We start from the raw sequence: 21,856 nt of genomic DNA, 5'->3' as shown, positions 1-21,856 counted from the left end.
TTGCGTGTTACTGGCGAACGACACAAAACCTGTAGGAGCGTGGCTTGCCCGCGAAGGCGTCCTCAAGGCAGACCGAAAGCTTAGAAACCCGGCGCAATCTGTCCTTTGCAGCGTGTCAGGATGAACTGCCGAAACTCATCGGAGCTCAACGCCTTGGCCCGTTTCTGCAAACAGTGGCGCTGCTGCTCGTCGGGCACTCAGTGGCGCAAAAAGCGCTGACCTATAGTTATCCGACCGGAAATCGGCGAAGGAACACCTTCAATTCACAACAACAAGGGAGAACCGTCATGAGCGTCAAACCCATTCCAGAGGGTTATCACAGCATCACGCCTTATCTGGGCATTCAAAAAGCGGCCGAAGCCATCGAGTTCTACAAGAAGGCTTTTGGCGCCACGGAAGTCATGCGTCTATCCATGCCTGATGGCGGGATTGGCCACGCCGAGCTGAGGATTGGCGATTGCCCGATCATGCTCGGTACGCCGTGCGATCAAGGGCCGTTAAGCAATCCCGACACATCGCCGTCCGTGGGGCTGCATTTGTATGTGACCGATGTGGACAAGTCCTATAAACAGGCAATCGCGGCGGGTGGAACGGTGGTGTCCGAGGTCAAGGATCAGTTTTATGGCGACCGTTCAGGGACGTTGAAAGATCCCTATGGGCATTTGTGGTTCCTGGCCACGCGCAAGGAGGATTTGACTCAGGAGCAGATCGAGCAGCGGGCCAAGGAGATGTTTCAGCAGGGTTGAATCATTCAATGTCTGAGCGTGCCTCTTCGCGGGCAAGCCTCGCTCCTACAGGGGGGGTGTGGTTCCGGATATTTGCGAACGAAACAATCCCCCTTAGGAGCGAGGATTGCCCGCGGAGGCGGCATCCCTGACACCACAGATCCCTCGAACACACTTCATGAACAAGTGCACCACGTTTTACGCCTTGCCCTCACGGCGCAACACTTTCAGGATGCAGACCACTACAACAAGGACTCGCCTCATGTTCGCCGGATTCCTGAAAGACCAGCGCCACGTCAACGGTGTGGACATTGCCTACCGCATCGGCGGCAGCGGACCTGGCCTGCTGTTGCTGCACGGTCACCCGCAGACCCACGTCATCTGGCACAAGGTTGCCGAGCAACTGGCCGAGCACTTCACCGTGATCGCCGCCGATTTGCGCGGTTACGGTGACAGCAGCAAACCACCGGCCAGCGACCACCACACCCACTACTCCAAACGAGAAATGGCCAAGGACAGCGTCGAGCTGATGAAGACCCTGGGCTTCGAGCAGTTCTCGGTGCTGGCCCATGACCGTGGCGCTCGCGTGGCCCATCGCCTGGCGCTGGATCATCCCGCTGCCGTGCAACGCATGGTGCTGCTGGACATCGCTCCCACCCTGTCGATGTACGCGCAAACCAACGAAGCCTTTGCCCGCGCCTACTGGCACTGGTTCTTCCTGATCCGTCCGGCCCCGCTGCCGGAAACCCTGATCGAAGCCGACCCCGACGCCTATCTGCGCAGCGTGATGGGCAGTCGCAGCGCCGGGCTCAAGCCGTTCACCGCCGATGCCTTCGGCGAATACCTGCGCTGCCTGCAACTGCAGGGCACCGCGCGCGGCATCTGCGAGGACTACCGCGCCAGCGCCAGCATCGATCTGGAACATGACCGCGCCGATATCCAGGCAGGTAAATATCTGCACCTGCCGTTACTGGTGCTATGGGGTGCAGAAGGCACGGTCGGGCGCTGTTTCGAGCCACTCAAGGAATGGCAACACGTGGCGACCGACGTGCGTGGCAAAGCCTTGCCCGCCGGCCATTACATCGCTGAAGAAGTCCCCGAACTGCTGCTCGCCGAAGTGCTGGGCTTCCTGCGCTGATCGCTGCGTCCCGCTGCTATGCTGGCGGCTCATGCCGCCAGTGTTCGTTCTGCCATGACCACCAAGAAAGACAACGTGCCCCTACCCGAAGACCTGCGTGTACTCCTCACCGTGATCCGCAAGAGCGGTTTCGCCGCCGCGGCCGATGAGCTGGGCCTGTCGCCCGCCTATGTCAGCAAGCGCATCCAGATTCTCGAAACCACCCTCGGCACCCGCCTGCTCCATCGCACCAGTCGCCGCATCGCCCTGACCGAGGACGGTGAACGGGTCCAGCGCTGGGCGTTGCGCATTCTCGATGACTTCCAGCAACTGCACGACGAACTCTCCGACGCCCACGACAGCCCTCGCGGGCGCCTGCATCTGTGCAGCAGTTTCGGTTTCGGCCGTCATCACGTGGCGCCAGCCGTTTCGTTGCTGGCCGAGCGTTATCCGGAGCTGGAGATTCGTCTCGACCTGTTCGACCGGGTGGTGGACATCGTCAATGAAGGCTTCGATCTTGAGATCCGTGTTGGCGACGACATTCCCGGCCAGCACATCGGTCGGCAGTTGGTGAGCAATCGACGGGTTGTCTGCGCGGCGCCCGGTTACCTGCAACGGCAGGGCATGCCGCAGACCTTAAATGAACTGGAGCAGCATCATTGCCTGGTGATCAAGGAGCGCGACAACGCGTTCGGCATCTGGAACCTGGAACGCAACGGGGTTCAAGAAAGCGTGCGGGTCAGCGGCCCGCTGTCATCCAACAACGGCGAGATTGTCTTGCAGTGGGCACTGGACGGGCGCGGTGTGGTGCTGCGGTCATTGTGGGACGTGAAACCGCTGCTGGATCAGGGGCGACTGGTGCAGTTGCTGCCCGAATACAGTCAGAGCGCCAACGTCTGGGCGGTGTACCCGACGCGGCTGGCGTACTCGGGGAAGCTGCGGGCGTGTGTGGAGTTTTTGCAGGAGCATTTCAAGGGGTTGTCGGTTTGATTGGTTGTGTCAGGGCGGGCCCTTTCGCGGGCAAGCCTCGCTCCTACAAGGATTGCGCAGAACCTAAAGAAGAGAGGCTTGCCCACGAAGGCGATTTCAGCTCAGCCAGGGGTTGGCAGCCAGGTGATTACGTTCGAAGGCTTTGATTTGTTCGCTGCGCTGCAGGGTGCTGCCGATGGCGTCGAGGCCCAGCAGCAGTGCGGTTTTGCGCAGGGTGTCGATCTCGAACGAGATGACTTTACCGTCGTGGAGGCGAATTTCCTGTGCCTCGAGATCAACGTTGATGAGCGCGCTGTCCGGCTGACTGACCACGTGCCCAAGCCGCTGCGATACGGCCTCCTCAAGGGTGATCAGCAACACTCCATTTCGCTGGCAGTTATCATAGAAAATCCCGGCAAAGCTACTGCCGATCAACGCCCGAATCCCCATCTGCCGCAAGCCCCAGACCGCATGTTCGCGGCTCGACCCACAGCCAAAGTTCGGCCCGACCACCATGAAACGTGCGCCTTGCCACGCCGGTTGGTTCAGCACGAACTCAGGGTTTGGTGAACCGTCGGGCAAAAATCGCAGGTCAAAAAACAAACCGCGATCCAGCCCGGCGCGGTCGATGCCCTTGAGAAACTGCTTGGGCATGATCACGTCGGTGTCGATATTGGCGGCGAGCATCGGCGCCGCCTGGCCGGTGACCTGGGTGAAGGGTTGCAGGCTCATGCGCGGTCTCCAAAGTGACGGATGTCGGTGAGGCGGCCGGTGATCGCCGCGGCGGCGACCATGGCCGGGCTCATCAGGTGCGTGCGCGAGCCCGCGCCCTGACGGCCTTCGAAATTTCGGTTGGTGCTGGAGGCGCAGCGGTCGCCCGGCGCCAGCACGTCGTCGTTCATCGCCAGGCACATCGAGCACCCGGACTGGCGCCACTCGAACCCGGCCTCGATAAAGATCGCCGCCAGGCCTTCGGCCTCCGCCTGATTGCGCACTTCGGTGGACCCCGGCACGATCATCGCCCGCACGTGCCCGGCGACATGTTTGCCACGCACCACGCTGGCGGCGTCGCGCAGGTCTTCGATGCGCGCGTTGGTGCAGGAGCCGATAAAGGCGTGGCTGATGACGATGTCGCTCAGCGGCATCCCGGCTTCGAGGCCCATGTAATTCAGGGCGCGGCGCATGTCCTGACGCAGGATCAGGTCGCTGATGTCTTGCGGGTCTGGCACGCGCGCGCCGATAGGGGAAGCCTGGTCCGGACTGGTGCCCCACGTCACCATTGGTTCCAGAGCGCTGGCGTCCACCTGGACTTCACGGTCGAAGTGCGCGCCCGCATCGCTGTGCAAGGCGCGCCACTTCTCCACCGCTTGCTCCCACAACACGCCTTTGGGTGCGCGGGGTTTGCCCTTGAGGTAGGCGAAGACTTTCTCGTCCGGGGCCATGAACGCCCCCCGCGCCCCGGCCTCGACGGCCATGTTGCAGATGGTCATGCGTGCTTCGACGCTCAAGGCATCGATGGTCGAACCGCGAAACTCGATGGCGTAGCCGGTGGCACCCGAGGCGCCGATCTGGCCGATCAGCGCCATGATCACATCCTTGGACGTCAGCCCCGGCGCCAGCGCCCCCTCCACCGTCACGCGCATGCTTTTCAGGCGTTTGTAGACCAGCGTCTGAGACGCCAGCAGGTGCTCGATTTCCGAGGTGCCGATGCCGAAACCAAACGCACCGAGGGCGCCATAGGTTGTGGTGTGGCTGTCGCCCGCCGCGATGACCATGCCCGGCAGAATGAAACCCTGCTCCGGCGCAATGACGTGTTCGATGCCTTGGCGTTTGTTGAGGATGTCGAGCAGTTCGATGCCGAAATCACGGCAGTTTTCCGCCAGGTACGACACCTGTCGCGCGCCGCCGGGGTCCGGCATCGCGGCGATGCGCACTGGGGCTGTGGGGTTGACGTGATCGACCACCGCCAGCGCGGTGCCGGCCCGCCAGACCCCGCGTCCGGCCTCGCGCAACCCGCTGAACGCTTGGGGGCTGGTGTATTCGTTGATGACCTGGCGATCGATGTACAACAGGACGTGACCCTGGTCATCAAGGCGACACACCGTGTGGGAATCGATGTGTTTGTCGTAGAGAGTTCTTGCTGGAGGCATGGAAAGGCTCGCTCAGGCTCGCGGGTGAAAGGCGTCTGAGCTCCATCTTAGGGAGTAGGACATCGCCATCAATGGCCGGACAGTGATCCCGTGAACCATGGTTCGTGTTGGATCGGTCCCCCCCCCTGTAGGAGTGAGCCTGCTCGCGATAGCGGTGAGCCAGTCGCGTTGAAGCGGGCTGAACGACCGCTATCGCGAGCAGGCTCGCTCCTACAGGGGTTGTCTGCGCGCCGACCGGAACGCGAAACATTTTCTTTCACATTGTCGTTCGGGATTTCCGTTCCTCATCCGTCCTATATAGATGCAGTCAGTCCGCGTAGGCAAAAGCCACGGACGACTTTTCATGGACCTCATCGCTGGGAAGCCCGCAGCAGAGGCCTTCCCATAGATACAAGACCTTTAATCATGTCGAAGAAATCCCGCTCCAAACTCTGGTTTCTGGTCCATAGCTGGCTGGCCTTGCCGATCTGGTTTTTCGTACTGATCGTCTGTGTCACCGGCACACTGGCGGTGGTCAGTCAGGAAATTGTCTGGCTGGCCAACCCGCAGATGCGCGCCAGCCAACCCACCGACGACGCACCGCTGCTCAGTTATGACCAGATCGTCGCCGCCATCAAGAAGGCAGAACCGAACACCCTGGTCGAGGCCATCAGCCGGCCCGACGAGTCGCACTTCGCGCTCGATGTCGATGTCAGCTACCCCGACGGGCGCTCGGTGAAGGTTTACGTCAACCCGTACAGCGGCGTGATTCAGGGCGCCGCCCCGCCATTCAATTTCCAGGCCTTCACCCGTGCATTGCATGGCTGGTGGCTGGTGCCGTTCACCAACGGTTACAGCTGGGGCTGGTACCTGGTGTCGTTCCTGAGCCTGCCTTTGCTGGCGTCTTTGGTGACCGGGCTGGTGGTCTACAAGCGCTTCTGGAAAGGTTTCTTTAGACCGACGTTACGCATCCGTCATGGCGCGCGGATTTTCTGGGGCGACTTTCACCGCCTGAGCGGCATCTGGTCGATCTGGTTCATCGCGGTGATTTCCATCACCAGCACCTGGTTCCTCATCCAGGCGTTCATGTTCGATAACCAGGTGTCGATCTCCACCGCGCCGGTGGCCTTGGTGGTTCCGCGTGAGAGCGTGCCGGTGAGCACCGATGGCTCGCCAGCGCCGATGATCAGCCTGGAAGCCGCGATTGCCCAGGCCAAGGAACGCATCCCGGGTCTGGAAGACAGCTTCGTCAGCCTGCCCGCCAACGCCTATAGCTACCTCACGGTGGGCGGTCGCAGTTGGTATCCGTTGATGTTCCAGACTGCCGAGATCAACCCGTACACCGGCGATATCGCCGCCACCCGCCTGCTGTCTGACCGTTCCGGCCTGGAGTTGGTGACCGAATCCATGCGGCCGCTGCACACCGGTGATTTCGGCGGCCTCTGGATCAAGCTGATCTGGTTCTTCTTCGGTTTGATCCTGAGCATGATGGTCCTTAGCGGCCTGCTGATCTGGACCAAGCGCACCGCCCTGGCCACGGCCAATGCCCTCAAGCGCAAAGACAAACGTCCTCGCACCGCCGCTGTCGATCGCCGCGAAACCACGGAGGTCAGCCAATGAGCCTGTTCACCGCTGAAAAACCAGCCTCGAAACTGAGCCGCTTCTGGCACAAATGGCGCTTCCACATCAACGTTCTGCTGCTGCTGGTGCCGCTGGGGTTCATGCCCAAATACTTTGCCGACGCGGCGCTGTTTCGCGGCGACACCGGCCTGGGTGAGCGGGAAATCGGTGAAGTACAGGTCGGGCCCTGGAGCCTGCGCCTCGCCGAGTTGCGCAACGAAGCCCCGACCCTCGATGGCCCGGCCGGCCACATGAAGAGCTTCAACGCGGCGCTGTGCGACAGCTGCCGCGACCAGGTCAAGGCGACGTATCTGCGCATCGGCAAACCCCGCAGCCTGCGCGCCGCCGGGGTGATTTTCTTCGGCACGCCGTACCGCATGGGCGCGATGCTGCCGATCCCCGAAAAGACCAAAGCCGACGCCGAACTGTGGATCACCATGGAAGGCTGGGACGGCGCGATGCATCAAGCGTCGATCCCCCTGAGCCAGGCATCCCCCGCCACCCTCGCGTGGCTGAACAAACAAGGAGGCAAACCATGATGCTACGTTCTCTAAACGCGGTTTTACTGGTGCTATGCGCCGGGTTCAGCGCCAGCGCCCTGGCCCACAACCCGATGTGCGAATGCAAAGCCATCGACGCCGAACAAATCAAATGCACGGGCGGTTTCTCCGACGGCAGCGGCGCACCGGGGGTGACGCTGGATGTGATCGGCTACGACGAAACCATCCTGGTACCGGGCAAGCTCGGTGCCGATTCGACCCTCACTTTCAAGAAGCCCGGTGCCGAATTCTACGTGCTGTTCGACGCAGGCCCCGGCCACGTCGTCGAGATCGACCAAGCGGACATCGAAGCCCCATGAGTACGCCTACCACGCACGTCGTCCGCCCGGCCGGTGCCGGCCATGAAACCCTGTATGTGTTGCTGCTGTGCCTGATGATCCTGGCGGTAGCCGGTTCGGTGGTCGCCTGGCGCCATGAGCCTCAGGAAGTCAGCAGCGTAGGCAGCCATCAGCTGGATGCCCGTCGCGATCTGAGCGCATCCGAGCAAGGCATCTATGCCGACCTGCGGGTGACGCTGGACGAGATTCATCTGCTGCGTCAGGAACAGCAAGCGCTGCCGACGCCCGCAACGCTTGCCGATGAAGGCTTTGCACCATTTGCCCAGGACGCCAGTTCCGTCAGCCGTGGCGGCCATGCCTGGCAGCTGCTCGACGCCAAGGCCTATTTCGGTCAAAGCCAGACGCCCGCCGTGGCCGGTTCGTTTCTGATGCGCCTGACTGCTGACGACGATGCCCCTGACGTCTGGCTCAATCGCGACAAAGCCCTCGCGGCCCCGACCGATCTCACTGACGCCGCGCTCGAAAGCGCCGGCTGGCAGCAGATCGTCGCGCAATTCGATGCCGGCGTGACCCGCCAGCACCGGCACTGAACCCTCGCCTTCACCCGAGAGAAGACCGCTTTCCCATGCCTATTTCATCTCAACGCTCATTCCTGCGCCCGCTGCTGGTCGGCCTGCTTGCCTTATTGCTGACGCCACTGGCCAGCGCCGAGGATGCCAAGCGCCTGCGCATCGGCATTACCCTGCACCCTTATTACAGCTACGTGGCCAACATTGTCGGTGACAAGGCCGAAGTGGTGCCGCTGATTCCGGCCGGTTTCAACCCGCATGCCTATGAGCCCCGCGCCGAAGACATCAAGCGCATCAGCGGGCTCGATGTGGTCGTGCTCAATGGCGTCGGTCATGACGACTTCGCCGACCGCATGATCGCCGCCAGCGAAACGCCGAACGTCCCGGTGATCGAAGCCAACGAAAACGTGCCGCTGCTGGCCGCCACCGGCACCGCCGCACGCGGGGCCGGCAAAGTGGTGAACCCGCACACCTTCCTGTCGATCAGCGCCTCCATTGCCCAGGTCAACAACATTGCCCGGGAACTGGGCAAGCTCGATCCGGCTAATGCCAAGACCTACACCCAGAACGCCCGCGCCTACGGCAAGCGCCTGCGGCAAATGCGCGCCGACGCCCTGGCGAAACTGACCCAGGCACCGAACGCCGAACTGCGAGTGGCCACGGTGCACGCGGCTTATGACTACCTGCTGCGCGAATTCGGCCTCGAAGTGACCGCCGTGGTCGAGCCGGCCCACGGCATCGAGCCGAGCCCAAGCCAGCTGAAAAAGACCATCGATCAACTGCGGGAACTGGACGTGAAGGTGATCTTCTCCGAGATGGATTTCCCGTCCAGCTACGTCGACACCATCCAGCGTGAGTCCGGGGTGAAGCTGTACCCGCTGTCGCACATTTCCTATGGCGAATACACCGCCGACAAGTACGAAAAGGAAATGACCGGCAACCTCAACACCGTGGTTCGGGCGATTCAGGAGTCGGGGAAATGACGGCGAAAGAAACCATCAGCGAGTCGCCTGTGGCTGTGGGAGCGACCACGCCCGCGAAGGTGTCCAGTCATTCGACATCATCGCTAAATGACCCACCGCAATCGCGAGCAGGTCGAATCGTCGCGCCGTCACTCCCACAGGTTTCGGGGCCGACGCTGGATTTTGCGCAGGTCAGTTTGACGCTGGGGCGCACGACGATCCTCGACAACGTGACCTTCCAGGTCCAGCCCGGCAGCGTGCATGCGCTGGTCGGCCCGAACGGTGGCGGCAAGAGCTCGCTGATCAAGACCCTGCTCGGACAGATGCCACATCAAGGTCGCTTGAGCCTGCAATGGCCGGGCACACCGGGGACCATCGGTTATGTGCCTCAGGCGCTGGAATTCGACCGCGGCCTGCCCATGACCGTCGACGATTTCATGGCCGCGATGTGTCAGCGTCGTCCGGCGTTCCTCGGTTTGAGCAAGCATTACGCAGCCGCGATTGGTGAAGCGCTGGAACGGGTCGGCCTGCAGGACAAGCGCAAGCGGCGCATGGGCGCGTTGTCCGGTGGGGAGCGTCAACGCGTGTTGCTCGCTCAAGGGTTGATCCCGGCGCCGCAGTTGCTGGTGCTCGACGAGCCGATGTCGGCCCTTGATGAGGCCGGTATCCAAGTGTTCGAGCGATTGCTCGATGACTGGCGCCAGAGCGGCATCACCGTGTTATGGATCGAGCATGATCTGGAAGCCGTCGGGCGTCTGGCCGACCGGGTGACCGGACTCAATCGCCGGGTGCTGTTCGATGCCACGCCGAAACAGGCGCTGACCCCGGAACGCCTGTTGACCCTGTTCTCGACCCATCCACGGAGCGTTGCCTGATGAGTTATGAAGCCTTTCGCTTGATGGTTCAGGGTTGGGCGTCTTCGGGTTATCTGCCTGAAGCGCTGGCCTATGGTTTTGTGGTCAACGCCCTGCTCGCCGGTTTGCTGATCGGCCCGGTGCTGGGCGGCCTGGGCACGCTGGTGGTGGTCAAGCGCTTCGCGTTTTTCTCCGAAGCAGTGGGTCACGCGGCATTGACCGGCGTGGCCGTCGGCATCCTGCTCGGCGAACCTTACATCGGGCCTTACGGCAGCCTGTTCGGTTACTGCCTGCTGTTCGGCATCCTGCTCAACTACCTGCGCAACCGCACCGGGCTGGCGCCGGATACGTTGATCGGTGTGTTCCTCTCGGTGTCGTTGGCCCTGGGCGCGAGCCTGCTGCTGATCCTGGCGGGCAAGATCAACGTGCACATCCTCGAAAACGTGCTGTTCGGTTCGGTGCTGACGGTCAACGGTAACGATCTGCTGGTGCTGGCCATCGTCGGTTCGCTGGTCATGGCGCTGGCCTTGCCGCTGTACAACCGCATCATGCTGGCCAGTTTCAACCCGCAGCTGGCGGCGGTTCGTGGTGTGGCGGTGAAGACCCTGGATTATCTGTTTGTGATTCTGGTGACCCTGATCACTGTGGCCGCAGTGAAAGTCATCGGCGCGATTCTGGTCGGTGCGCTGCTGGTGATTCCCGCCGCAGCGGCACGCTTGCTCAGCCAGTCGCTGAAGGGTTTCTTCTGGTGCTCGGTGCTGATCGCCACGGTCAGCACGCTGTGCGGGATCCTCGCGCCGATCATCTTCGACCTGCCCATTCCGTCCGGTGCCGCGATCATTCTGGTCGCCGGTATCGCCTTCGCCCTCGCCGCCATCGCCCGCGGCGTTGTCCCAAGCCTGAAAGGGAATATCGGATAAATGTCTTTTTCTCTGCGTCAACTGACCCTGGCCGTCGCTCTGTGCGGGCTGGTCACTACCCCCTTTGCAGCGGACACAAAACCCCTGCGCGTGCTGGCCTCCTTGCCGATCACTTACGGGCTGGGTGAAGTCTTGCTCAAGGGCACCGACGTCACCCTTGAACGTGCTGCGCCGGCGAACCTGCCGGGCAGCCGTCAGACCGCGTACTTCACCGGTCGTGGCGCTCCGGCGCTGGCCAGACTGGCGACCGACGCCGATGCGGTGATCGGTCTGCGCTCACTGTGGGCAGACGATCCGCTGTACCCGATTGCCCGGCGCAGCAACATTCGTATCGTTGAAGTCGACGCCGCCCGCCCGGTGGACGGCGCCCTGCCCGGCATCGCCGTGCAGCCGGGCAATAAGGTCGACGGCTTGAACAGCCAGCCGTGGCTTTCCAGCAACAACATGGGGCGGATGGCGGATGTGATGGCGGCGGACCTGGTGCGCCTGGCGCCCGAGGCCAAACCTGCGATCGAGGCTAACCTGGCGGCACTGAAACAGCGCTTGCTCAAGCTCAGCGCGGACAGCGAAGCGCAATTGGCCAGTGCCGATAACCTCACTGTAATGAGCCTGAGCGATCACTTCGGCTACTTGATCGGCGGGTTGAACCTGGAGCTGATCGGCCTCGATGCACGGCCGGACGCCGAGTGGACACCTGAAGCACTCAAGCAATTGGGCGCGACGCTGAAGGACAATGATGTGGCGGTGGTGTTGCATCATCGCCAGCCGTCTGAGGCGGTGAAAGCGGTGATCGCAGAGGCAGGCAGTCGGCTGGTGGTGTTGAGTGTCGACGCGGCGGAACCGGTGGCTGAGCTGGAAGGGAATGTGGATCGGGTGATCAAGGGGTTGAGCGGGGTTTAACGTCAGTGAGTCCACGTTATCGTTCATCGCGAGCAGGCTCGCGCCCACAGGGGATTTGTGTCACGCCATAGATCCAATGTAGGAGCGAGCCTGCTCGCGAAGGCGGCCTGACAGGCGAGACACATTCCAGACATGAAAAAGCCCGCTGACTGTCACCAGTCCAGCGGGCTTCCTTTTGCGTCGTGCCTTAGTTAGCCACTGCCGCCTGCTCGTCCATCTTCTGACGCAAGCTCAACGGGCGCATGTCGGTCCAGGTTTCTTCGATGTAGGCCAGGCATTCCTTTTTCAGGCCGCTCTTGCCCACGGTGCGCCAGCCGGCAGGCACCGCTTTGTAGTCGGGCCAGATCGAGTATTGCTCTTCGTGGTTGACCACGACCTGAAAGAGGATGTCCTCGCGGTCGAATACTGACGTCATGCTGTGTCTCCATCGCTGTAGGGTGGGCTGCGCGGCGTGCGCAGCCGGTATGTAGAAGGAACGTTGCGCGGCGCGAAAAATTTAGAGGCTGGCGGTGGCTGCGGCCATGGCCCGGCCGAAAATCTCGGCCACCCGATCGATTTCCGCGGAGGTAATCACCAGCGGCGGCAGGAAACGCACCACGCCGCCGTGACGCCCACCCAGCTCAAGAATCAGCCCGCGCTTGAGGCATTCACGCTGCACCAGCGGCGCCAGGCGACCGAAGATCGGCGGATGCCCCAATGCATCGGGCGCACCCGTCGGATCGACCAGCTCGACGCCGAGCATCAAGCCGCGCCCGCGAATGTCGCCCAATTGCGGGAAGTCCCGCTGCAGAATGCGCAGGTGCTCGCTCAGGCGCTCGCCCATGGCGGCAGCGTGCTCGCAGACCTTGTGTTCGGTCAGGTAACGCATCACCGCAGAACCCGCCGCCATGGCCATCTGATTACCGCGGAAAGTCCCGGCATGAGCGCCCGGCAGCCAGGTGTCGAGCCAGTCGCGGTAAACCACGACGGCGAGTGGCAGACTGCCGCCGATGGCTTTGGACATGACCACCACGTCCGGAATGATCCCCGCGTGCTCGAAGGCGAACATCTTGCCGGTGCGAGCGAAACCGCTCTGGATTTCATCGACGATCAGCGCCACGCCGGCCTGTTCGGTGATGCGCCGCAGGCCGCGCAGCCAATCGAGATCGGCCGGGATCACCCCGCCCTCGCCCTGCACCGCTTCGACGATCACCGCCGCCGGCAATTGCACGCCGGCCTCTGGATCATTGAGCAGGTTTTCCAGGTAGCTCAGGTTGACCTTCACCCCTTGCGCACCGCCGAGGCCGAACGGGCAGCGGTAATCGTAGGGATACGGCATGAACTGCACGCCGTTGCTGAGCAAGGCGCCCAACGGCTTTTTCGGCCCCAGGCTGCCCATCAGGCTCAGCGCGCCCTGGCTCATGCCGTGATAACCGCCCTGGAACGACAATACGGTGCTGCGTCCGGTGGCGGTGCGCACCAGTTTCAGGGCGGCTTCCACCGCGTCGGTGCCGGTGGGGCCGCAGAACTGGATCTTGGCTTCAGCAGCCAACGCCGCCGGCAGCAAACCGAACAGGTCCTGGACGAATTGATCCTTGACCGGCGTTGTCAGGTCGAGGGTGTGCAGCGGCAACTCATCGCTCAGCACTTGCTGGATCGCTTCGATCACCACCGCATGGTTATGCCCCAGGGCCAATGTCCCGGCACCCGCCAGGCAGTCGATGAAACGGCGACCTTCGACGTCTTCGACATAAATGCCCTTGGCGCGCTTGAGCGCCAGGGGAATGCGTCGCGGGTAACTGCGGGCATTCGATTCCTGCTGGTTTTGACGGGCCAGCAACGGCGATTCATTGAACTGATACAGCGTCTCGACCGGCGCCGGAGCGATCCGGGCCGACTGATCTTCCATAAGGCTGGTAGCGACTGACATCTCTCGACCCCTCAATAAGGTTTTCCTGTTCTGGAAACGCATCAGGGCGCCGAGGATTTAGACCCTCGATCAGCTTTCTATGAAGGCGGTGTCAGTGCCTTATGCATGGGAATGGCATGGAGCCCGGCCACGATGAAGATTTCAGCGCAGGGCCGGTACCCCAAATGGCGATAAAAAGCCTCGCTGGTGCGGGTGCTGTTGAGGCGTGCCTGGCCCAGCCCCTGATTGATCAACCAGCCTTCGAGGTCGTGAACCAGTGCCTCTCCGGCACCGCGACGAAACCATTCCGGCTGCACATAGCAGAACGCGACCTTGCCACTGATCGCCGCCATGGCGACACCTACCGGCTTGTCCTGCAACAGGGCGATGTTCAGGTACAACCGTTGGTCGGTCAGCCACGGTTGCACGTGCTCGATGGTTTTGTTGTGGGTCCAGGTGGCGACGGTTCTCGGGTCGTTGCGATGGTCGAGCGCGCAGCCGACACGAATGGAGCGCTCGACGATCCGACTGATGATGCCGGCATCGGCGGGGGTTGCCTTGCAGATGTGAATCGATGCATCCATGGCGCTGTTACCTCAATCCATTGAGAAAAAGCTGCCGGGGACGATAGCGCTGTGGCGAGTCGCTGACTAATGGAGAGAAGTTACATTTGATGTGCAACACAGCCTCCCTTGTGGGAGTGAGCCTGCTCGCGATGGCGGTGTAACAGTCAACATGGATGTTGGATGTTATGGCCTCATCGCGAGCAGGCTCACGCCCACAGGGAAAGGTTGCGGTGTTGGTTAGAGGGGTTGCAATGGCATGGTCAATTCAACCCGCAACCCATCCGGCCGGCTGTCGAAATGCAGGGTGCAACCGCACCGCTGAACAATCGCCTGGACAATCGCCAGGCCCAATCCGCAGCCGGTGCTCTGGCCGTTGCGCCAGAAACGTTGGGTCAGGTGTTGCAGGTCATCATCGGCAATGCCCGGGCCGTGGTCGCGGACCAGAAAGCGTGCGCGACTGCCAGTGGTTTCCAGGCTCAGTTCCACCGATCCGTCGCCCGGGGTATGGCGCAGGGCGTTGTCCAGCAAGTTGCGCAATGCGGCGATCGACAGCACCGCGGGCATCTGCACCGGGGCATCGGAGAACTTCGCTGGCATGTGCAGCTTGATCCGCCGACGATCACCGCTGGCCGCATCCTGAATCGCCAGTTTCGCCACCTGTTCGGCGCTGCATTGCACCCCGTCGTCGAACGACAGACTGCCCTCGACCCGCGCCAGCAACAGCAATTGCTCCAGCGTGCGGTGCATGCGGTCGGCGCCCTCTTCTGCCCGTGCCAGGGACTGATCCCGGGCCGCGCCCTCAGTCATGCGCGCTACTTGCAGGTGGGTTTTGATTGCGGTCAGGGGGCTGCGTAATTCGTGGGCCGCGTCGCCGGTCAGGCGGCGTTCGCGCTCGATGGTCTTGCCGATGCGCTGGAACAGCTGATTCTGGGTGTCCAGCAACGGTTGAAGCTCGCTGGGGAGCGGCTGGATCTGCAAGGGTTCGAGCGAATCGGCGCTGCGGCGCATCAAGGCATCGCGCATCCGGTTGAGCGGCGCCAGCCCCTGGCCAATCCCCAGCCACAACAGGCACAGGCAGCCAAGCAACGCCACGCCCACCGGCACCGAAGCGGCCAGCAGGATCGACATGTTCAGCGCCTCACGCTCGATCTGCCGATCCGCCGTGGTAATGCGCAGATCACCGCGAGCCAGGGTGAAGCTGCGCCACGGCGCGCCGTCGATCATCTGATCGTGGAAGCCCATTTTCTCGGCTTCCAGGGTTTGTTGCGGATCGGTGTGACTGCGGGCGAGGATTTCGCCGCGCAACGAGCTGACCTGACAGGCCATGCCACCCGGAATATTCAGTTGTTCCGCGCTGAAATGGGTGCCCTCGCCCTTGCTAGGCAACGCGGGCAATTGTTCCATCAGGCCGGCGACCATGCGCGCCGATGCCACCAGCCGCTGGTCGAGGGAAAACATCATTTGGTTGCGCAGGTCGCTGAGCATCCAGGCCGCCGCCAGGGCCCAGATCAGCGCAAAAGCGGCGCCGAGTGTCAGGCTCAGACGCAAACGCAGGCTCATCACTTTTTCATTTCCTCTCCACCATCGGCGGGCCCCAGGCGATAACCCAGGCCGCGCACGGTCTCGACAATGCCATTGCCGAGTTTGCGCCGCAGGTGATGGATATGCACGTTGAGGGCGTTGCTTTCCAGTTCGTCATTGAAACCGTAGACGCTGTCCTTCAATTGTTCGGTGGACAGCACCCGACCACGGTTATGCAGCAAGGCTTGCAACAGCGACTGTTCACGCCGCGAAAGGTCGACGGACTGGCCGCCGAGCATGGTTTCCCGGCTGCTCGGGTCGTAGGTCAGACGGCCGTGTTCGATCAGGTTGACGCTGCGCCCCGCCACGCGTCGCAACAAGGTGTGCAGACGGGCGGCGAGTTCACGCAGGTCGAACGGTTTGAGCAGGTAATCGTCGGCGCCGGCCTGCAAGCCGTCGACGCGGTCGGTGACCGAATCCCGCGCCGTGAGAATCAGCACCGGAATCTCCAGGCCACTGTGGCGCAACTGCTGCAACAACTTCAGGCCGTCCTCATCGGGAAGACCAAGGTCGAGCACCATGACGTCGAACTCAGCCACCTTGAGCATCGCCCGGGCAGCCGATGCCGTGGCGACGTGCTCCACCGTCAGGCCCTGTGCGGTGAGGCCGGCGACAATGCCGCTGGCGATCAGCTCATCATCTTCACAAACCAGTACGTGCATGGGCGCTCCATGAGTAAAAACGCGAGTCAAGCAGATGTGGATTAAGGCGCAATTATGTCAATTGCGAGGGATGACGAATAGCCCGGCTTTCTGTCGCCCAACCAAATCAAACTTATTCATTCACCTTAGTTGCAAAGCGACACAAACAACCTCAAAAAAAACTCTTATTGATTTTCGTAAAGCGATAAGCTCAGCCCGCAACTAATTCACAACACCAAAACATGACAACCCGACCACAAACCTGCTCTTGAACAACCAACAAACGTTTAACTATTGAAAGGAACAACACCATGCCAATCTTGAAAAACTTTGTCACCGTCGACTGGCGCTCTGGCAAAGATGGAATTCATTTCTTCTTCAAAGACATCAATAAATACTCTCGTTACAGCCTTGGCGACAGGCAAGTTCCAAAGGGATACCCGAGCGATATTTCATACGGCAACTGGAATGACTTCCACTCCCATGCCAAAAACCTACGCTTTGGCTTAACCACCACTGATCTGATCAATGAGTCTGAAGGTTATGACTCTGACGCAACATGGTTGTTTTTTTACGAAGGCACTACACCGACCGTCTGCAAGTATAATCAAGACACCGATAGAGTCAGTTATATAAAGCCTGTGGAAAATACTGGATGGGCTCCCATTCTTCCTTATTTCGATCGTATCATCGCAGTGACGTGGTGGACTCTAAACGAAACGGGCCACATATTTAAGTTCATCATGAGCGACGGAAAGCACTTCCAATTCAACTACAAAAGCAACTATTACAATCAACCCTCCATCTCCCCGACCGTCTGGAGCGGACTGTCCCCCTACCTCGACCGAATTATTACCGGCGTGCAAAAAGACAGTAATAGTGACGACAATTATTTCTACATCTTCCTGACTGGCAACGAATACATCATCTACAACCTGCAAATGAATCGTATGCATTCTGGCCCGCACCCGGTGAATGAGGTGAATTGGCCCGGATTGCTACGAGACTGAAAATCTGTCGACTCGCGGTTAATCATCGGTTAATCGCCGCCTCCCATTGTGCACCTCACTTGCACAGGGATAAGGCTTACCCATGCGTCGACTGTTTCTTCTTTTTGTTCTCTTGATCTCGGGTGTGGCCCAGGCAGGGACCAATCCGTTCGATACCAAACCTGAATTTTTACCGGTGGAAAAGGCCTTTGTCTTTACTTCCGAGCGCCTTGAATCGGGTGAAACACAGCTCTTTTGGCAAATTACCGACGGCTATTACCTTTACCAGAAACGCCTGAAATTCGAGGGGCTGCCCTCGGAGCAACAGCCGCCATTACCCGAAGGTGAAGCGCACAGTGATGAGTTCTTCGGCGAACAACCGGTGTATCGCCAAGGCCTGGAGCTGAAGATTCCGGCGGGCGCCACCGGTCAGATCAAGGTGGGCTTCCAAGGGTGTGCCGATGCCGGATTGTGCTATCCGCCGCAAACCCAGGTCGTGGACCTGGGTGGCAACGTTGCGGGCGCAACCAACGAAGCACCGGATCAGGCCCTGGCCAGCGGCCTGCAACAACGGGCGCTGGGCTGGAGCTTGCTGGTGTTCTTCGGTCTGGGCCTGCTGCTGGCCTTCACCCCTTGCTCGTTGCCGATGCTGCCGATACTGGCCGGGTTGATCGTCGGCAGCGGCGCCACGCCCAAACGCGGTTTCGCCCTGGCGACCAGCTACGTGGTGAGCATGGCGCTGGTGTATGCGGCGATGGGTGTGCTGGCCGCGCTGCTTGGTGCGAACCTTCAGGCGCTGTTGCAGAACCCGTGGCTGCTGGGCAGCTTCGCGGCGATATTTCTCCTGCTGGCGTTGCCGATGTTCGGTTTCTTCGAGCTGCAACTGCCGGTGGCGGTGCGTGACCGGCTGGAAAATGTGTCGCGCAATCAGCGTGGCGGCAGTCTGATCGGTGCCGGTGTGCTCGGGGCCTTGTCGGGGCTGCTGGTCGGCCCGTGCATGACCGCGCCATTGGCCGGCGCCCTGCTCTACATCGCACAAAGCGGTAATGCGTTGCATGGCGGGCTGATTCTGTTCGCAATGGGCATCGGCATCGGTGTGCCGCTGTTGTTGCTGGTGACCGTGGGCAATCGCTTCCTGCCCAAACCCGGCGCCTGGATGAACCTGCTCAAAGGCGTGTTCGGTTTCCTGTTCCTCGCCACCGCCCTGCTGATGCTGCGCCCGGTGCTGGATCAATCGCTGTGGATCGGTTTGTGTGGCGCCTTGCTGCTGATTGCCGCCTATAGCGCCTGGAAACAGTCGGAAGGTTTTGGCCGCGTCGCCCATCTGTTCGGCGCCAGTGCACTGTTGCTCGGGATGTGGGGCGGTCTGCTGATGATCGGGGCCGCCGGGGGCAGTGATGACTTGCTCAAACCGTTGCAGGTCTACAGCGCTTCCGCCTCTTCCGGCAATGCCGCTCGCCCGACCGGCCATGAGGCCTTCACCACGATCAACAATCCGCAAGCGCTGCAACAGGAACTGGACGCCGCCCAGGCCCAGGGCCAATGGGTGCTGCTGGACTACTACGCCGACTGGTGTGTGTCGTGCAAGGTCATGGAAAAACAGGTCTTCGGCAAAGCCCATGTGATGGCAGCGCTGAGCGATGTGCGCTTGCTACGGCTGGACGTCACCGCCGACAATGCCGACAGCCGCGAACTGCTCGGCCGTTATAAAGTGCCGGGGCCACCGAGTTTTCTGTGGATCGGCGCAGACGGCCAGGAGCGCCGCAGTCAGCGCATCACCGGCGAGGTCGATGCCGACACCTTCCTGCAACGCTGGACCACCACCCGAGACGCCCGTTAATGCTGACCTTTACCCTCGGCACTTTTGCCATCGCGCTTAACCATCTGCTGCTGATCAGTGCCCTGGCGCTGGCGACGTTTGTCGGCTGGCGGGTGGCCAAGCGCGGTGGAGAGAACCCTGAGTCGGCGCTGTTCAGCCTTTTTTTGCTGGGCATGCTGGCGGCGCGGGTCGGGTTCGTCGGCGCCTACTGGGCCCACTATCGCAACGATCCGTGGCAGATCATCGACCTGCGCGATGGCGGTTTCCTCGCCTGGCCCGGGGTGATTGTGCTGCTGCTCACCGCGCTGTATCGCGGTTGGCGCCGGCCGGGTCTGCGCCGCCCGCTGGGGTTTGGCGTGGCCAGCGGGTTGGCATTCTGGCTGCTGGCGACTTTCTCTCTGAGTATTTACGAACAAGGCACGCGCCTGCCGGAAATCGCCCTGCGCAACGCCGCCGGCGAAACCGTGCAACTGGCGGACTACAAGGGTGGGCCGCTGGTCATCAATCTCTGGGCCACCTGGTGCCCGCCGTGCCGCCGGGAAATGCCGGTGCTGGAAAACGCCCAGCAACAGCGCCCGGACCTGACCTTCCTGTTCGTCAATCAGGCCGAAAGCATGCAAAGCGTCAGCACCTTCCTCGAAACCCAAGGCCTGAGCCTGACCAACGTGCTGTTCGACGGCAGCGGTCGACTGGGTCAGGCCGTGGGTTCCATGGCTTTGCCGACTACGCTGTTCTATAGCCCCGACGGTCGATTGCTGGGCAGCCATTTGGGTGAACTCTCGGATGCCAGCCTGGCCCGCGCCCTGGAAAACTTCGACACCCCTTCTCCTGCCGTACCGGCCACCTCTTCAAGGAAACTGCCATGCCCCGCCTCCGCCACCTGCTGACGCTGACTCTGGGCGCAGCGCTGCTGCACCTGCCGTCGGTGCAGGCCGCCGAAGAATTGCCTGAAGCGATCAAGAAGATCGAAGCCAAGGGCGCGAAAATCGTCGGTCAGTTCGACGCACCCGATGGGCTGCGCGGTTACGCCGCCCAGTACCAGAACCGCGGTATCGCGCTGTACCTGACCCCGGACGGCAAGCATGTACTGCTGGGCAATCTGTACGACGCCGAGGGCAACGACCTGAGCAGTGCACCGTTGCAGAAACTGGTCTACGCGCCGATGTCCAAGGAAGTCTGGGCCAAGATGGAAGCCAGCAACTGGATCGCCGACGGCAAAAAAGATGCGCCACGCATCGTGTACTTGTTCAGCGACCCGAACTGCCCCTACTGCAACATGTTCTGGGAACAGGCTCGGCCGTGGGTCAATGCCGGCAAAGTGCAGCTGCGGCACATCATGGTCGGGATCATTCGCGAAGACAGCCCGGGCAAATCCGCCGCGCTGCTAGCCGCCAAGGACCCGAGCAAGGCGCTGGAAGATCACGAAAAATCCGGCAAGGGCAGTTCGCTGAAAGCCCTGAAGGACGTGCCGCCGGCGATTCAGGCGAAACTGGCGGCGAACATGCAGTTGATGGAAGACCTGGAATTGCAGGCCACCCCGGCGATTTTCTACATGGACGACAAGGGCGAGCTGCAACAGCAGCAAGGCGCGCCTTCGCCGGACAAGTTGATGAAGATTCTCGGGCCCAAGTAGTTTGCTGCAGAGACTTGGTGACCACACCGGCCCCATCGCGAGCAGGCTCGCTCCCACATTTGAATGCATTCCCCTGTGGGAGCGAGCCTGCTCGCGATGGGGCCAGCAAGACCGACTAATTTCTCTCAGCCAGAAATTTCAACAACACCTCCGTCACGAACGTCGGATTCTCCAGATTGGAGATATGCCCCGCCTCCGGCACCAGCACAGACGAGCAGCCAATCAACCCGGCCATTTCCTTCGTTTCCGACGGCGGCCGCGGTTTGTCCTGATCGCCACACATCACCAGCGTGGTGGCAGGGTTCAGCTCGCCCAGACGCGGCAACAGATCATCCCGCCCAAACGTAATCCGCCCCATCGGCACAATGCTTTCACGCAGACGTTCGGACGGCAACGCCGCCAGTTTCGCGCGAAAATCCTGATACAGGGCCGACTGTGGATCGATGCCCGGACGGAAGAAAATCGGCACCACGATGTCGAGCAACTGCGGCGCGATCACGCCGGTGTCTTCGATCTGTTTGAACAGCGAGAAATAGTATTGGCGAGTCGGTTCCGGCTCGACGCCGACGTAAGTGTCCATCAGCACCAGGCCATTGATCCGCTGTGGCGCTGACAGCGCCAGTCGCACGCCCCACATGCCACCGACCGACAGACCGACCAGCGTGACACGATCAACGTCCAGATGATCGAGCAGCGCCAAGGCCTGGCGGGCGATGTCATCCAGCGACTTCGTGCCTTCGGGAAGTGGCCCGGATTCACCGTGGCCCCACAGGTCCAGGGCAATGACCCGATAGTGTTGCGACAACGCAGCAATCTGCGGTGCCCACATGGCTTGGTCCCACAGGTAGCTGCCGGCCAGCAATACGGCCGGGCCGGTGCCTTGATCGATGTAGTGAAGGGGCTGTCCGTCAATCGTTACAAAGGGCATTAACTGTCTCCTTTTTGAAGGGAATTCAACAAAAAAAGCAGAGGCAGCCTGAGCCGGTCCGAAGCGGCAGTCAACGCGCAAATTCGCGCAAATTTCGATGACGCCTTCGCGAGCAGGCTCGCTCCCACAGGTCTGGTGTCGATCATAAAAATTGCGAACGACACAAATCCTGTAGGCGCGAGGCTTGCCCGCGAAAGGCCCCGCACAG

Annotated in this window: 23 protein-coding genes and 1 pseudogene; 15 read left to right on the top strand and 9 right to left on the bottom strand. The window is 61.4% G+C overall.

Annotated elements, in window-relative coordinates:
* Nucleotides 1-80: 80 nt before the first annotated feature.
* A pseudogene (locus AC1ROI_RS20690) lies at nucleotides 81-167 on the bottom strand (MetQ/NlpA family ABC transporter substrate-binding protein); the annotation flags it as partial.
* Nucleotides 168-287: 120 nt separating this feature from the next.
* Here AC1ROI_RS20690 and AC1ROI_RS20685 point away from each other — a divergent pair.
* The 3 genes from AC1ROI_RS20685 (at nucleotide 288) to AC1ROI_RS20675 (ending at nucleotide 2,832) form a co-directional block, all read left to right on the top strand.
* Nucleotides 288-746, top strand: coding sequence for a VOC family protein (locus tag AC1ROI_RS20685; protein WP_010461157.1), 459 nt, complete (start codon nucleotides 288-290; stop codon nucleotides 744-746).
* Nucleotides 747-987: 241 nt separating this feature from the next.
* Nucleotides 988-1,863, top strand: coding sequence for an alpha/beta fold hydrolase (locus AC1ROI_RS20680; protein ID WP_102594890.1), 876 nt, complete (start codon nucleotides 988-990; stop codon nucleotides 1,861-1,863).
* A gap of 18 nt (nucleotides 1,864-1,881) precedes the next feature.
* Complete coding sequence (locus AC1ROI_RS20675) at nucleotides 1,882-2,832, top strand: LysR substrate-binding domain-containing protein (RefSeq protein WP_077747879.1); 951 nt, start codon at nucleotides 1,882-1,884, stop codon at nucleotides 2,830-2,832.
* 96 nt (nucleotides 2,833-2,928) lie between these two features.
* On the opposite strand, the gene leuD is transcribed toward AC1ROI_RS20675, so the two are convergent.
* Nucleotides 2,929-3,543 carry a 3-isopropylmalate dehydratase small subunit gene (gene leuD / locus AC1ROI_RS20670; protein WP_102594889.1) on the bottom strand — a complete coding sequence of 205 codons (615 nt, stop codon included), beginning with the start codon at nucleotides 3,541-3,543 and terminating at the stop codon, nucleotides 2,929-2,931.
* Nucleotides 3,540-4,961 carry a 3-isopropylmalate dehydratase large subunit gene (leuC, locus tag AC1ROI_RS20665; protein ID WP_102594888.1) on the bottom strand — a complete coding sequence of 474 codons (1,422 nt, stop codon included), beginning with the start codon at nucleotides 4,959-4,961 and terminating at the stop codon, nucleotides 3,540-3,542. The genes leuD and leuC overlap by 4 nt, the downstream gene beginning before the upstream one ends.
* Nucleotides 4,962-5,366: 405 nt before the next feature.
* On the opposite strand from leuC, the gene AC1ROI_RS20660 reads away from it, so the two are divergent.
* The 8 genes from AC1ROI_RS20660 to AC1ROI_RS20625 are packed head-to-tail and all read left to right on the top strand — an operon-like array spanning nucleotide 5,367 to nucleotide 11,603.
* A complete protein-coding gene (locus AC1ROI_RS20660) occupies nucleotides 5,367-6,560 on the top strand; it encodes a PepSY-associated TM helix domain-containing protein (RefSeq protein WP_010461167.1) in 1,194 nt (397 codons plus the stop codon).
* The gene (locus tag AC1ROI_RS20655; RefSeq protein WP_010461169.1) at nucleotides 6,557-7,099 is read left to right on the top strand and encodes a PA2404 family protein; all 543 of its coding nucleotides are present in this window, start codon (nucleotides 6,557-6,559) and stop codon (nucleotides 7,097-7,099) included. The genes AC1ROI_RS20660 and AC1ROI_RS20655 overlap by 4 nt, the downstream gene beginning before the upstream one ends.
* The gene (locus AC1ROI_RS20650; protein WP_010461170.1) at nucleotides 7,096-7,419 is read left to right on the top strand and encodes a hypothetical protein; all 324 of its coding nucleotides are present in this window, start codon (nucleotides 7,096-7,098) and stop codon (nucleotides 7,417-7,419) included. Before AC1ROI_RS20655 ends, AC1ROI_RS20650 begins: the two co-directional genes overlap by 4 nt.
* A complete protein-coding gene (locus AC1ROI_RS20645; RefSeq protein WP_102594886.1) occupies nucleotides 7,416-7,988 on the top strand; it encodes a DUF6162 family protein in 573 nt (190 codons plus the stop codon). Before AC1ROI_RS20650 ends, AC1ROI_RS20645 begins: the two co-directional genes overlap by 4 nt.
* A 35-nt stretch (nucleotides 7,989-8,023) precedes the next feature.
* Nucleotides 8,024-8,950, top strand: a complete 927-nt coding sequence (locus AC1ROI_RS20640; RefSeq protein ID WP_102594885.1) for a metal ABC transporter substrate-binding protein — start codon at nucleotides 8,024-8,026, stop codon at nucleotides 8,948-8,950.
* Nucleotides 8,947-9,804: a metal ABC transporter ATP-binding protein gene (locus tag AC1ROI_RS20635; RefSeq protein ID WP_102594884.1), complete on the top strand. Its 858-nt coding sequence runs from the start codon at nucleotides 8,947-8,949 to the stop codon at nucleotides 9,802-9,804. Before AC1ROI_RS20640 ends, AC1ROI_RS20635 begins: the two co-directional genes overlap by 4 nt.
* The gene (locus AC1ROI_RS20630) at nucleotides 9,804-10,703 is read left to right on the top strand and encodes a metal ABC transporter permease (protein WP_102594883.1); all 900 of its coding nucleotides are present in this window, start codon (nucleotides 9,804-9,806) and stop codon (nucleotides 10,701-10,703) included. The genes AC1ROI_RS20635 and AC1ROI_RS20630 overlap by 1 nt, the downstream gene beginning before the upstream one ends.
* Complete coding sequence (locus tag AC1ROI_RS20625) at nucleotides 10,704-11,603, top strand: metal ABC transporter substrate-binding protein (protein ID WP_077747884.1); 900 nt, start codon at nucleotides 10,704-10,706, stop codon at nucleotides 11,601-11,603.
* 187 nt (nucleotides 11,604-11,790) lie between these two features.
* Here the strand turns inward: AC1ROI_RS20625 and AC1ROI_RS20620 are convergent, their stop codons facing one another.
* The 5 genes from AC1ROI_RS20620 to AC1ROI_RS20600 all read right to left on the bottom strand — a co-directional run bounded on the left by AC1ROI_RS20620 (nucleotide 11,791) and on the right by AC1ROI_RS20600 (nucleotide 16,300).
* On the bottom strand, nucleotides 11,791-12,018 hold the full coding sequence (locus AC1ROI_RS20620) for an MbtH family protein (protein ID WP_010461182.1): 228 nt from the start codon (nucleotides 12,016-12,018) through the stop codon (nucleotides 11,791-11,793).
* A gap of 81 nt (nucleotides 12,019-12,099) precedes the next feature.
* Nucleotides 12,100-13,512, bottom strand: coding sequence for an aspartate aminotransferase family protein (locus tag AC1ROI_RS20615; protein ID WP_010461185.1), 1,413 nt, complete (start codon nucleotides 13,510-13,512; stop codon nucleotides 12,100-12,102).
* A gap of 77 nt (nucleotides 13,513-13,589) precedes the next feature.
* Nucleotides 13,590-14,075 carry a GNAT family N-acetyltransferase gene (locus AC1ROI_RS20610; protein WP_010461187.1) on the bottom strand — a complete coding sequence of 162 codons (486 nt, stop codon included), beginning with the start codon at nucleotides 14,073-14,075 and terminating at the stop codon, nucleotides 13,590-13,592.
* A 219-nt stretch (nucleotides 14,076-14,294) separates the two neighbouring features.
* Complete coding sequence (locus AC1ROI_RS20605) at nucleotides 14,295-15,620, bottom strand: ATP-binding protein (protein ID WP_102594882.1); 1,326 nt, start codon at nucleotides 15,618-15,620, stop codon at nucleotides 14,295-14,297.
* Nucleotides 15,617-16,300: a response regulator gene (locus AC1ROI_RS20600; RefSeq protein ID WP_010461191.1), complete on the bottom strand. Its 684-nt coding sequence runs from the start codon at nucleotides 16,298-16,300 to the stop codon at nucleotides 15,617-15,619. Before AC1ROI_RS20600 ends, AC1ROI_RS20605 begins: the two co-directional genes overlap by 4 nt.
* A 290-nt stretch (nucleotides 16,301-16,590) precedes the next feature.
* Between AC1ROI_RS20600 and AC1ROI_RS20595 the strand changes: the two genes are divergently transcribed.
* From AC1ROI_RS20595 to dsbG, 4 genes are all read left to right on the top strand, one after another.
* Complete coding sequence (locus AC1ROI_RS20595; RefSeq protein ID WP_102594881.1) at nucleotides 16,591-17,289, top strand: hypothetical protein; 699 nt, start codon at nucleotides 16,591-16,593, stop codon at nucleotides 17,287-17,289.
* Nucleotides 17,290-17,371: 82 nt separating this feature from the next.
* Entirely contained in the window at nucleotides 17,372-19,108 is a 1,737-nt protein-coding gene (dsbD, locus tag AC1ROI_RS20590) for a protein-disulfide reductase DsbD (RefSeq protein WP_102594880.1), read from the top strand.
* Nucleotides 19,108-19,974 carry a TlpA disulfide reductase family protein gene (locus AC1ROI_RS20585; RefSeq protein ID WP_077747889.1) on the top strand — a complete coding sequence of 289 codons (867 nt, stop codon included), beginning with the start codon at nucleotides 19,108-19,110 and terminating at the stop codon, nucleotides 19,972-19,974. Before dsbD ends, AC1ROI_RS20585 begins: the two co-directional genes overlap by 1 nt.
* On the top strand, nucleotides 19,950-20,720 hold the full coding sequence (gene dsbG / locus AC1ROI_RS20580) for a thiol:disulfide interchange protein DsbG (protein ID WP_010461199.1): 771 nt from the start codon (nucleotides 19,950-19,952) through the stop codon (nucleotides 20,718-20,720). Before AC1ROI_RS20585 ends, dsbG begins: the two co-directional genes overlap by 25 nt.
* Before the next feature lie 115 nt (nucleotides 20,721-20,835).
* On the opposite strand, the gene AC1ROI_RS20575 is transcribed toward dsbG, so the two are convergent.
* Complete coding sequence (locus AC1ROI_RS20575; protein WP_102593928.1) at nucleotides 20,836-21,648, bottom strand: alpha/beta fold hydrolase; 813 nt, start codon at nucleotides 21,646-21,648, stop codon at nucleotides 20,836-20,838.
* Nucleotides 21,649-21,856: the final 208 nt, after the last annotated feature.

Source organism: Pseudomonas sp. GW823-FHT02C02, from assembly GCF_058797635.1.
This window is presented reverse-complemented; position numbering and strand designations above follow the sequence as displayed.

Coding starts and splice junctions, on each gene's coding strand:
- AC1ROI_RS20685 (WP_010461157.1), top strand. CDS start 288: ATGAGCGTCAAACCCATTCCAGAGGGTTATCACAGCATCACGCCTTAT.
- AC1ROI_RS20680 (WP_102594890.1), top strand. CDS start 988: ATGTTCGCCGGATTCCTGAAAGACCAGCGCCACGTCAACGGTGTGGAC.
- AC1ROI_RS20675 (WP_077747879.1), top strand. CDS start 1,882: ATGCTGGCGGCTCATGCCGCCAGTGTTCGTTCTGCCATGACCACCAAG.
- leuD (WP_102594889.1), bottom strand. CDS start 3,543: ATGAGCCTGCAACCCTTCACCCAGGTCACCGGCCAGGCGGCGCCGATG.
- leuC (WP_102594888.1), bottom strand. CDS start 4,961: ATGCCTCCAGCAAGAACTCTCTACGACAAACACATCGATTCCCACACG.
- AC1ROI_RS20660 (WP_010461167.1), top strand. CDS start 5,367: ATGTCGAAGAAATCCCGCTCCAAACTCTGGTTTCTGGTCCATAGCTGG.
- AC1ROI_RS20655 (WP_010461169.1), top strand. CDS start 6,557: ATGAGCCTGTTCACCGCTGAAAAACCAGCCTCGAAACTGAGCCGCTTC.
- AC1ROI_RS20650 (WP_010461170.1), top strand. CDS start 7,096: ATGATGCTACGTTCTCTAAACGCGGTTTTACTGGTGCTATGCGCCGGG.
- AC1ROI_RS20645 (WP_102594886.1), top strand. CDS start 7,416: ATGAGTACGCCTACCACGCACGTCGTCCGCCCGGCCGGTGCCGGCCAT.
- AC1ROI_RS20640 (WP_102594885.1), top strand. CDS start 8,024: ATGCCTATTTCATCTCAACGCTCATTCCTGCGCCCGCTGCTGGTCGGC.
- AC1ROI_RS20635 (WP_102594884.1), top strand. CDS start 8,947: ATGACGGCGAAAGAAACCATCAGCGAGTCGCCTGTGGCTGTGGGAGCG.
- AC1ROI_RS20630 (WP_102594883.1), top strand. CDS start 9,804: ATGAGTTATGAAGCCTTTCGCTTGATGGTTCAGGGTTGGGCGTCTTCG.
- AC1ROI_RS20625 (WP_077747884.1), top strand. CDS start 10,704: ATGTCTTTTTCTCTGCGTCAACTGACCCTGGCCGTCGCTCTGTGCGGG.
- AC1ROI_RS20620 (WP_010461182.1), bottom strand. CDS start 12,018: ATGACGTCAGTATTCGACCGCGAGGACATCCTCTTTCAGGTCGTGGTC.
- AC1ROI_RS20615 (WP_010461185.1), bottom strand. CDS start 13,512: ATGTCAGTCGCTACCAGCCTTATGGAAGATCAGTCGGCCCGGATCGCT.
- AC1ROI_RS20610 (WP_010461187.1), bottom strand. CDS start 14,075: ATGGATGCATCGATTCACATCTGCAAGGCAACCCCCGCCGATGCCGGC.
- AC1ROI_RS20600 (WP_010461191.1), bottom strand. CDS start 16,300: ATGCACGTACTGGTTTGTGAAGATGATGAGCTGATCGCCAGCGGCATT.
- AC1ROI_RS20595 (WP_102594881.1), top strand. CDS start 16,591: ATGCCAATCTTGAAAAACTTTGTCACCGTCGACTGGCGCTCTGGCAAA.
- dsbD (WP_102594880.1), top strand. CDS start 17,372: ATGCGTCGACTGTTTCTTCTTTTTGTTCTCTTGATCTCGGGTGTGGCC.
- AC1ROI_RS20585 (WP_077747889.1), top strand. CDS start 19,108: ATGCTGACCTTTACCCTCGGCACTTTTGCCATCGCGCTTAACCATCTG.
- dsbG (WP_010461199.1), top strand. CDS start 19,950: ATGCCCCGCCTCCGCCACCTGCTGACGCTGACTCTGGGCGCAGCGCTG.
- AC1ROI_RS20575 (WP_102593928.1), bottom strand. CDS start 21,648: ATGCCCTTTGTAACGATTGACGGACAGCCCCTTCACTACATCGATCAA.